Raw genomic sequence first — 3,472 nt, 5'->3', positions numbered from 1 at the left:
CATCCATATGTTGTAGTGGTTGTATATAGCAATCAGATCGTCTTCAGCTTGTGAAAAAATATTAAATTTCAATACAGCAAAAATCTCTGTAATGACCTGTGGTTTTGGAGCCTTACGACTACCAAAATGAATTATTGAATCAGGGAGCGAAGGTACACAACTTTCATATGTGTTTGATACATCTGCACAAAGTGATTTTAGAATATCAACATATTGTGCATGTAATCGTGGAATATTCTGATGACAATAAGAAACAGATGATGACTGATTGGCATCAATCCCTGTGATTAAATCTGCGAGTTGTTTATTCCCTGTTTTTGCAAGAACCGTATAATGCAGTAGAGAACTCACCTTTACGACAGACAGTTTTGGAATCAATAATTCTTGTCTTAATTTGCGTAAATATTGCTGTATATCATCGAAACTAACCGAATCCATTTTGCGGAGATCCTCAATGAATAGATTCGGGATTGGAATGTCTAAATAGATCGTCTGATTAAGCAAGCTGTTTGAATACTCAAAATCACGGTTCTCAAATACATTAAATTTACTGCTTAAGAAGAACTGATCATTTTTATGGATCAATTTTTGGCGGTTATTTAAGTTTTTAGCTCGCTTGCTTTGTATATATAGCCACTCATTCACACTGTTGCCTGTTAAAAATGCGAGCATCAGGATCAAAGCACTTTTATTTTGATGTTCAGAGTAGTCCACATGAAGTCTTTTCAGTAGATGGTTCACGCTAGATGGATTGGGAAAAAAACTACTCGACGTGAGTAAATGTTCTTTGCGTTGAATATGTTTTGCCACAAGCGGTAGAACATAGCTTTGACTCGTTTCTGAATGTGCTGCGAGTGGTGTGACGTCAGTTGGATTGACAACAATTTGCCGATTAATCGGCTCATCGATTGAGGTTTCTATATTCAGTGCTTTAGATTTAGCCCCTTTTTTGATTTCGATACTTTCTTCAATGAATTGTTCTTCATCAAGAAACTGATGTTGAAGCTGCGTATCGATACTTGCACGTGCAATCTTCGCTTTGTTTTTTAAAACATAGTTAAAAGTAATGCGAATATCATTGAGTAGATTGCGATCAAACTCAGGCAATTCATCCGTATCTAATGTGATCAGATGTTGAATAAATTGCTCTAAGCTCAGCGTTAGATCTTTAAGATAGACATTCCAGAGGCGTTTATATTCTTCTGTATTATGATATTTTTTTTCAGTATCTAAATTTTTATTTGCAGTCCTAAAGCGCTGGAATAAGCGCTTTACGGTATTGAAGTGTTCGGCGTGCGCTTGTTTAAAAAGATCTGGCTTGAGCTCAGGAAGAGCAATTAAATAAATTGCTGCTTTTAAAACTAGAATATTCCAGGTTAAGGCATTTTCTTCTGACTTTGCTAATTGTGCAATTGAGTTTACATACCAAGTAACGGGTGTTGCACTAACAGTATGTTTTCGAGAGGAGACTAAGGCAGCGGGTCTAGCAACAACAGAATTGGTTTGTAGATCAAAATCTAATAGATCGAGGTTCAGCTCCTTCAGATATTGATCATTGGGGTGTGAAGTCAGTAAATCAGCAATATATTGAATATGTTCTGCACGGTTGAACTGCTCGTCACCAAAGAGTTTTTCCAGTGTCTGTTTTAATGATACCCGCGGAATATCAGCAGCATTTTGATGGTTTGGGTTATATTCTGACATTATGCTTTCCATAGCTGATCTGGCGTGAGAACGAAGTCCACATTGTTTAAAAGTTGTTGCACAATTCCACTGGTTTGTTGCAGTTGATCAAAAATCTTCTGTCTTTGCCGGTTTATAACTTTATTTCGATAATTCAGCTGATTTCGTGTGAATGAGAGTAGTTTTGCTAGCAGGTCTAAGCTCATAGTACGGTGAGGTTTGAAAGAATTTTCTTTGTTTAAAGCCAAGATAACTTCATATGAGATATGTGCATTGATCAGCGATTGCATTTTTGCAGGATTCATTCGATCCAGATCATGGTGATAAGAGGCCAGAAATCTCATGAATTCCAAACTTGCCTCTTTTTTTAATAGCTCAATTTTGTCCTCATCTTGAGGAAAAGAATGTATGAGTAAGTTGATATTCTTAGGTGTGTTTTTAGACCAATATAAGTACCACTGACAGCTATTCGCGATGGTATAGCCAGATCTATTTGGATCTTTCCAAACGCGGATATAAGTGTGAGAAGTTACTGTCAATATTGATAGATCAACTTTTAAGGATTTTAAAGCCTCTTGATAGCAAAGATAAATTCCAAAAAAATCAGGGTGTATACTGATTTGGATTTTATTAAAATTTTTGCACAACAAGTTTTTAGGTGCGCCAAATTTTTCATTGAAATCAATAGCGGTTTCCATAATCCTTCATAAGTGTAAAAAATAATCAATTGAATATTCTTATAATTTTTTGAAATATTAAACAAGATTGATCTACCCTATATTTTGTGTATATTTACAAACTATATACAATATATTGTGATTTTTTTATATTTTTAAGAACGGGGTCACAACTTATAGCAATGCTATTTATTTTAAAACTAAGAGGTTCTTAATATAGAAAACAACTGAAACAGGTAGAAGTCGTTACAGATGCTGTATGTGATATATGCAACCAATCAACGAAACTGGAGTTTGGCACTTTATCGGCACATTGGGGCTATGGTTCTAAGCATGACGGGGAATGATATGAATTGCAGTTATGTGAAAAATGTTTCTTTTATGCCTTGGCAATATTGAAAAAAGAGCGAGCAGATGAGTTTATGTTTGAGGAAAATTTTGACCCTTCGACCCTAGAGAGGGTAGGCTTGAAGTGTGAACCTATCATCACGATAGGTTCTAAGAATCCAGAAAATACTGATTCATATCCACGCTAGCAGCTTCATTTTTAATGGCGAGTAAGGGATTCAGGAAAAATATTTTTCTTTGCTTCGAGGTCACTGAGTTCGGAAAATGCTTGAATACCGCCTGCGGCTTTAATTCCATCTATAGCAACAGATAGAGCTTCCTGATCTGACGGGAATGTTTCATCCCATACCGTAGAAGTACCATTTTGGTTTACCACTTCCAGTGTCCAGTTACTATCAGGTAATCGATAAATGAGAATTTCAACTTGCTCATTATCCTCTTGTAAAATTTGAGACAAGGGAGAATCGATTAAATCATTTTCATCATAATCCAGAGTACTGTCATTATCAGACATCAGCGGCAGCCTTTATTATATTTAACATCCGTCCATAGTAATAAATGAATTAAATTTTGCCTAGCGGAATGAATGTTATGGGTGCAAAGAATGGCTAAATTTAAAAAATAATTGCCCCGACAATAAAACAAAATAATCCAAAAATTACCCAAATCCAGACATTCGACCTAGGTTGCTCCGTATCTGATGTATAGAGCGGTTGTTGTTCCTGAGCAGGATTTTCTTGGTTGCCAACTCTGTTTTTATAGGG

At 35.8% G+C, this 3,472-nt stretch carries 3 protein-coding genes and 1 pseudogene; all 4 read right to left on the bottom strand.

What is annotated here, in order from left to right:
• Positions 1–1,704: hypothetical protein (locus tag J582_RS24355; protein WP_050674861.1), on the bottom strand; the 1,704-nt coding region annotated here is incomplete at its 3' end.
• On the bottom strand, positions 1,704–2,381 hold the full coding sequence (locus J582_RS24350; RefSeq protein ID WP_005092539.1) for a hypothetical protein: 678 nt from the start codon (positions 2,379–2,381) through the stop codon (positions 1,704–1,706). The genes J582_RS24355 and J582_RS24350, both read right to left, overlap by 1 nt.
• Positions 2,382–2,907: 526 nt before the next feature.
• The gene (locus tag J582_RS24345) at positions 2,908–3,222 is read right to left on the bottom strand and encodes a hypothetical protein (RefSeq protein ID WP_005092537.1); all 315 of its coding nucleotides are present in this window, start codon (positions 3,220–3,222) and stop codon (positions 2,908–2,910) included.
• A gap of 100 nt (positions 3,223–3,322) precedes the next feature.
• Positions 3,323–3,472, bottom strand: a pseudogene (locus tag J582_RS26880) (DUF4236 domain-containing protein); the annotation flags it as partial.

Origin of the sequence: Acinetobacter sp. 1566109, assembly GCF_000582255.1 — a bacterium.
Lineage (GTDB): Bacteria > Pseudomonadota > Gammaproteobacteria > Pseudomonadales > Moraxellaceae > Acinetobacter > Acinetobacter nosocomialis.
Note: the sequence above shows the minus strand (reverse complement) of the source record. Positions and strands in the feature narration are given on the sequence as shown.

Excerpts from the sequence above, each read along its gene's own strand:
- J582_RS24350 (WP_005092539.1), bottom strand. The coding sequence starts at position 2,381 with ATGGAAACCGCTATTGATTTCAATGAAAAATTTGGCGCACCTAAAAAC.
- J582_RS24345 (WP_005092537.1), bottom strand. The coding sequence starts at position 3,222 with ATGTCTGATAATGACAGTACTCTGGATTATGATGAAAATGATTTAATC.